The sequence below is a fragment of the Moorena sp. SIO3H5 genome, from assembly GCF_010692395.1.
Lineage (GTDB): Bacteria > Cyanobacteriota > Cyanobacteriia > Cyanobacteriales > Coleofasciculaceae > Moorena.
The window spans coordinates 1-5,576 of sequence record NZ_JAAHHS010000467.1 but is presented as its reverse complement, the minus strand read 5'-3'; the positions used below and the strand labels follow the sequence as shown (position 1 = coordinate 5,576).

Annotated in this window: 4 protein-coding genes and 1 pseudogene; 1 reads left to right on the top strand and 4 read right to left on the bottom strand. The window is 43.1% G+C overall.

The window, feature by feature from the left end; translation table 11 throughout:
* Positions 1-558: 558 nt before the first annotated feature.
* Both uvrC and F6K52_RS31395 read right to left on the bottom strand, forming a co-directional pair.
* Positions 559-2,556: an excinuclease ABC subunit UvrC gene (gene uvrC, locus F6K52_RS31400; RefSeq protein WP_293088160.1), complete on the bottom strand. Its 1,998-nt coding sequence runs from the start codon at positions 2,554-2,556 to the stop codon at positions 559-561.
* Between the two features lie 51 nt (positions 2,557-2,607).
* Entirely contained in the window at positions 2,608-2,985 is a 378-nt protein-coding gene (locus F6K52_RS31395) for a response regulator (RefSeq protein WP_293088158.1), read from the bottom strand.
* Positions 2,986-3,129: 144 nt separating this feature from the next.
* Between F6K52_RS31395 and F6K52_RS31390 the strand changes: the two genes are divergently transcribed.
* Positions 3,130-3,912 carry an ABC transporter permease gene (locus F6K52_RS31390; RefSeq protein ID WP_293088155.1) on the top strand — a complete coding sequence of 261 codons (783 nt, stop codon included), beginning with the start codon at positions 3,130-3,132 and terminating at the stop codon, positions 3,910-3,912.
* Positions 3,913-3,991: 79 nt separating this feature from the next.
* On the opposite strand, the gene F6K52_RS31385 is transcribed toward F6K52_RS31390, so the two are convergent.
* Complete coding sequence (locus F6K52_RS31385; protein ID WP_293088153.1) at positions 3,992-4,507, bottom strand: asparagine synthase-related protein; 516 nt, start codon at positions 4,505-4,507, stop codon at positions 3,992-3,994.
* Positions 4,508-5,041: 534 nt separating this feature from the next.
* Positions 5,042-5,576: pseudogene (locus tag F6K52_RS31380) on the bottom strand (NADP-dependent phosphogluconate dehydrogenase); the annotation flags it as partial.

Here is a 5,576-nt window from a genome sequence, read left to right as displayed (position 1 = left end):
TTATTAGGACCTGAGCTAAAACTGTCTATCCATGTTTTTTCTTAATCAAATTCAGATGTACAATTATTAATTGTCTGGTAATTAGTCACAGATTTAGCCCTCCCCGACATCCATATCAATCAAGCATGGCTTTATAGATGTAGCGATGTCTTGGGGGAAACCACAGGGCAAACAGTGGTGCGGACGCAGGTTTGGCACATAGAACCGCGCACCACTGGCACTTGATCAGGGCAGGGCACAGAAAAAAGCAGACACAAAGAAAGCCCATAGAATGGGTACCTCCTAACGAGGAGCTAAGGGATGCGCGAGCATTCAGCCCTAGATTGTCTAAGTTTATGTTTCTTAGGTGCGCTTTCCTCTCTTTGTGCCCTTGACCCATGAAGAATTAAATTCGCGCTTTGGTGCGCGCCTTTAGGCAAAGCCCGAGGCGCGGCGCTAACGGGCGCGCACCTTTTGTTGACAAGGCGCTTATTCAGTTTTTGTGTGGCATTTTCCTCTGTTTGCTGACTGTTCAAAGTCTAGTATTAGTTATAATACATACTTTCTAAAAATATCTACTCATGGGTGGAAGTAGTGATAAATTTCCTTAGATAAATGCAAACCAATGCCTGGTACTTCAGCAAGCTGTTTAACCGATGCGTTGCGAATATAATCAATGGAGTTAAAGTGAGCCAATAACTGTTTTTGGCGCTGAAATCCTAATCCAGGAATCTCATCTAAACGGGAACGATGTAACTGAGTAGTTCTTTGTTTGCGATGAAAATTTACCGCAAAGCGATGAGCCTCATCTCTGACCCTGCGCAAAAGTTGCACTCCTGGTTGTTCGGGATCAGTGTTTAAGGGTAATGGCTCTTCTGGTAAAAATACTTCTTCGTACTGTTTAGCTAAGCTTACCACAGGCACTTCTTCTTGTAAATTTAGCTCTTGCAATACTGCTACAACTGCTGACAGCTGTCCTTTTCCCCCATCAATCATTACCAAATCAGGCCAATCTTTTCTGAGTTTTGAGTTTGGTTTGTTGATTGTTGATTGTTGATTGTTAATTGTTGATTGTTGAGTTTGGGTTGTTGAGTTTGGGTTGTTGATTGTTGATTGTTGATTGTTAATTGTTGAGTTTTGATTATCTGCTAGTTCTGGTTCGAGTTGACTTTTTTTGAAGCGACGGCGAATCACCTCAGCAAGGCTAGCAAAATCATCGGAGTGACCGACAGTAATATTAGGATTTTTGATCTTGTAGTGACGGTAGTGCTGCTTGGCTGGTGTGCCATCTAGAAACACTACCTGAGAAGCCACTGCATTGCTGCCCTGGATGTGGGAAATGTCATACCCTTCTATGCGCTGTGGTAAATCCGGTAAGTCGAGAATGTTAGCTAAATCCTCCATGGCTTTGGTGTTGCGGTCAACCAATCGCTGGGTGCGTTCCAGTTCATAGTTAGCATTGCGCTTGACCATTTCAATCAGTTCAGCTTTGGTTTGCCGTTGGGGGTTGAGTATAGTCACATTTCGACCTTTCCGCACGCTCAAATAGTCAGCCAACATCTCCCCATCGGGTAACGGGTGTTGCACCAAAATTTCTGTAGGGATTTCTACAGCATCAGCAGTTTGGTAATGCTCTTCTAAAACCCGTTGTAAAATTGCTCCGAGTTCTATTGGCCCATTCCCTTGAAGGGCTACATCGGCAAAGAATCCCAAGCGCCCGACTAAGTGACCAGCACGGATCTGAAATAGTTGGATGCAAGCATGTTTGGCATCAGCGGCTAGTGCGATCGCATCTCGTGATACAGTATCGTCAGGTAAGGCTACTTTTTGGTCTGTATTCAGGGACTTAAGTCCAGTAATCTGATCCCTAATCCGGGCTGCTAGCTCAAAGTTAAGGGATTCTGCGGCTTGTTCCATATTGGCCGTCAGCATCTCAATCAGTTCCCCAGTACGCCCTTGAAAAACCATAGCGATTTCCTGGATGGTTTGACGGTACTCTTCCGGTGTGATTAGTTTTTGACACACACCAGGACAACGACCTAAATCATAGTTAAGGCAAGGACGGTCTTTAAACAGAGGTTTAGGGCGTTGCCGGATGGAGAAAACCTGTTTAACCAGCGCTAAAGTATTGCGCAATAACTTTACATCGACGTAGGGACCATAGTATTTATCCTGTTTATTACCCATGCGCCGCTTACGGGTAATGAAGATACGGGGGTAATCCTCTGACCAAGTGATGACAACATAGGGATATTTCTTATCATCCTTTAGGAGTACATTGTAGTAAGGTTGGTGCTGCTTAATCAGATTGGCTTCTAGCGCTAGGGCTTCCGCTTCGGTATCGGTTACAATGAATTCAATATCAGTAACCTGTCCCACCATCATTGCAATGCGAGGACTGAGGGGTTGGGAGTCACGGAAATAGGAACGGACTCGGGTACGCAATTTTCGGGATTTGCCGATATAGAGAATACTAGCGCTATGGTCGCGCATTAAATAAACCCCTGGTTCCAGGGGAATTTCTTTCAATCGACTTTCCAAGGGTTCTCGATCTTGGATTAATGCTTTAGAACTCATGGCGTGAATGGTCTGTGGTCAACTGTTGGTTGTTACTTACCGTGATCACCACTAGGCTTTATTTTGTTCCGCTAGCCGATTTGAGATGACATCCAAAAATTTATCCACATTAAATGGCTTAAGAATATAGTCATGAATGCCTAGTTCTCTGATCTTCTGAATATTGCTGCGATCTGCACTAGCCGTAAGAAACATAAAAGGGATTTTGGCTGTGGCTGGATCTTGACGTAGTGCCTCCAATACCCCATATCCATCTAGTTCAGGCATCATTACATCGCACAAAATTAAATCTGGTGGTTCTTGTTGAACCAACTGTACACCTTCAACACCATTTTCAGCACCCTGAGCTTCAAACCCTTCAATTTCAAGGAGTTCGATTAGATTTTCTCGAATAAAAATCTCGTCCTCAATTACCAAGATTTTATTCATTATTATCCTGTTGAACCTAACTGTGAAAATTTAAATCTTATCAGAACCTTAGAATAACATGCAATTCTAAGGAATAGTTAGTGCACGGTTCGTGGGTGGCATATTATTGGGGATAGCCCAAGTTTCATGGACAGCCAAATTAATATGAAACGATATGTTAGTGTACTCCAGTTGTTTTGGAGTACTGCGCTCACTGCTGAACTGGAATATCGGTTAAATTTTGCGATCGCTACCTTGAGCAGCCTAGGAAACTTGGCTGGTAGCCTATTCGGTCTATTCTTATTTTACCGGACTGGCTACACCTTTTCAGGCTGGAATTGGGAAGAAGCCCTGGTAATACTAGGGATATTCACGTTACTACAGGGGTTTTCTGGCACATTCCTAATTCCGAATCTCAACCGGATTGTGGATCACGTCCAGCAAGGAACCCTTGATTTTATCCTACTCAAGCCCATTAGTTCTCAGTTCTGGCTGTCTTGGCGAAGTGTCAGCCCTTGGGGGTTACCAGACTTAATCTTCTCAATTATAGTAATAGGCTACGCTGGTGGACGCCTAAACTTACATATCAGCAACTATTTGTTGAGTGTAGTGCCACTATGTTTTGGGTTGACTAGCCTCTATAGCATCTGGTTTATGCTGGGAGCAACAAGCATTTGGTTTGTCAAAATCTATAATGTTACCGCTGTTCTGCGCAGTATTCTAGAAGCTGGTCGATATCCGATGGTAGCTTATCCGTCTACCTATCGGTTTTTCTTTACCTTTGTAGTGCCAGTAGCGTTCCTGACTACAGTACCAGCAGAAGTGATGTTGAATCGGAGTGATACCTTTTGGGTAGTAGGTTCCGGTATTCTAGCCCTAGGATTGCTTTTGTTTTCTGGGATCTTTTGGCAGTTTGCCCTGCGTTTTTATACCAGTGCTTCTAGTTAGTAGGTGCGCTTTCCGCATCTAATTATTAAATTCGCCAGGGGTCGCACCTCTTGATTCTTGCGAATCAAGCTCAAATGGATCATTCCATAACTTCTTGGTACCAGATAGCAAAAGTCAGCAATGACCAAAGTTGGCGGCTGTTACCAGGTTGGTAGTCTTGTATTAAGTTACAAACTTCCGGTGTAAAAATACTTGTTTCTGGTAATGTTTTAATTAACGCGCCAACATCTTCCCAGAGATAATCTTTGAGCCAAGAACCAAAAGGCGATCGCCAACCAGACTTTTTCCGCTTTTGTACTAATTTTGGCAACAAATATGAAAACGTTTCTCTCAGCAGTTGCTTATCTTTTTGCCAACCCACTTTCCTTGCAAAGGGAATAGACATAGCATATTCAACAAATTGGTAATCTAAAAAAGGAGTCAGGGATGCCAAACCGGCTGGCGTACTTGTTTTATATGCCCTCATGGGATTTTCTTCAGTGATATCCAACGTCAAATCCATGTAGATTAGGGCATCTTGGTTGCTAGTAATGTGATTGTTGTAGAGCAAACTTTTTAATAGTTCCTGATAGAGCGAGTCCGTTAAAATACCCATAATTAGCGGCAGGGTGGTGAGTTTGGGGCAGGCGCGGCAATATCGGGAGATGAGGGAGATGTAGATGAAGGGTGATTATCCTGAGATGATATGAGGAGTCAGAATAATTGATCTGCCAATAATTTTGAAGAGAAATGGGCTTGGTAATCCACCCAGGGCAAACCAATATAAATCTAAATTAGTATATTTAAAAATTGTCTATTTATTGCTGTTATAGCAATGGATGTAATGGTGTTTATAAATTCAAATTACGTTTGCTTAGCGTAGCATTTTTGCCAAGGAATGTAGGGCAATAAATCTTGCTTTACTCAACTATTTTTTGATTAGTTGCTAAGGCAAAGCATCGGGTATATGATCTAATAAAATCAAAATAAATCATGGTCGCCCAAATGCTTTGCCCTTGAATCAGTAATAAGGTTTTCTAGCGGCTTTTAGCTTAATGAGGTACACAGGAGTTTTTCCCTGTTCCCTGTTCCCTGTTCCCTAAAACCAGGAAATCTGTACCTCACAAAACTTAAAACCACTATACTACCCTTATGAACTCAATCCCATCCAATCGGTGTGGAAGAATTCACCCCTGGGTTTATCCAGCCGCTCGTAGGTATGAGCACCAAAGTAGTCGCGCTGGGCTTGGGTCAGGTTTTGGGGTAAGCGATCGCGTCGGTAACTGTCGAAATAATCTAGGGATGCACTAAAAGCAGGGACTGGAATCCCTAATTTGTTTGATACCGCTAGCACTTCTCGCCAACCATCCTGACGATCCAAAATCGTTTGCTTAAACTCAGGAGCTAACAAGAGATTGGGGAGTTGGGGATTTTGGTTGAAGGCATTCTTAATCTTATCCAAGAAGCCAGCTCGAATGATACAACCTCCTTTCCAAATCCGGGCAACTTCACTCAAGTTCAGATTATAGTTAAACTCTTCCGATGCCCGACTCAAGAGTGCCATCCCCTGAGCATAGGAACACATCTTAGAGCAATAGAGAGCATCCCGGACTTTGGTGATAAATGCTTTGACATCGCCATCATACTTGCCCACAGGACCAGTGATTTCCTTAGCTGCATATCGG

Coding starts and splice junctions, on each gene's coding strand:
- uvrC (WP_293088160.1), bottom strand. CDS start 2,556: ATGAGTTCTAAAGCATTAATCCAAGATCGAGAACCCTTGGAAAGTCGA.
- F6K52_RS31395 (WP_293088158.1), bottom strand. CDS start 2,985: ATGAATAAAATCTTGGTAATTGAGGACGAGATTTTTATTCGAGAAAAT.
- F6K52_RS31390 (WP_293088155.1), top strand. CDS start 3,130: ATGAAACGATATGTTAGTGTACTCCAGTTGTTTTGGAGTACTGCGCTC.
- F6K52_RS31385 (WP_293088153.1), bottom strand. CDS start 4,507: ATGGGTATTTTAACGGACTCGCTCTATCAGGAACTATTAAAAAGTTTG.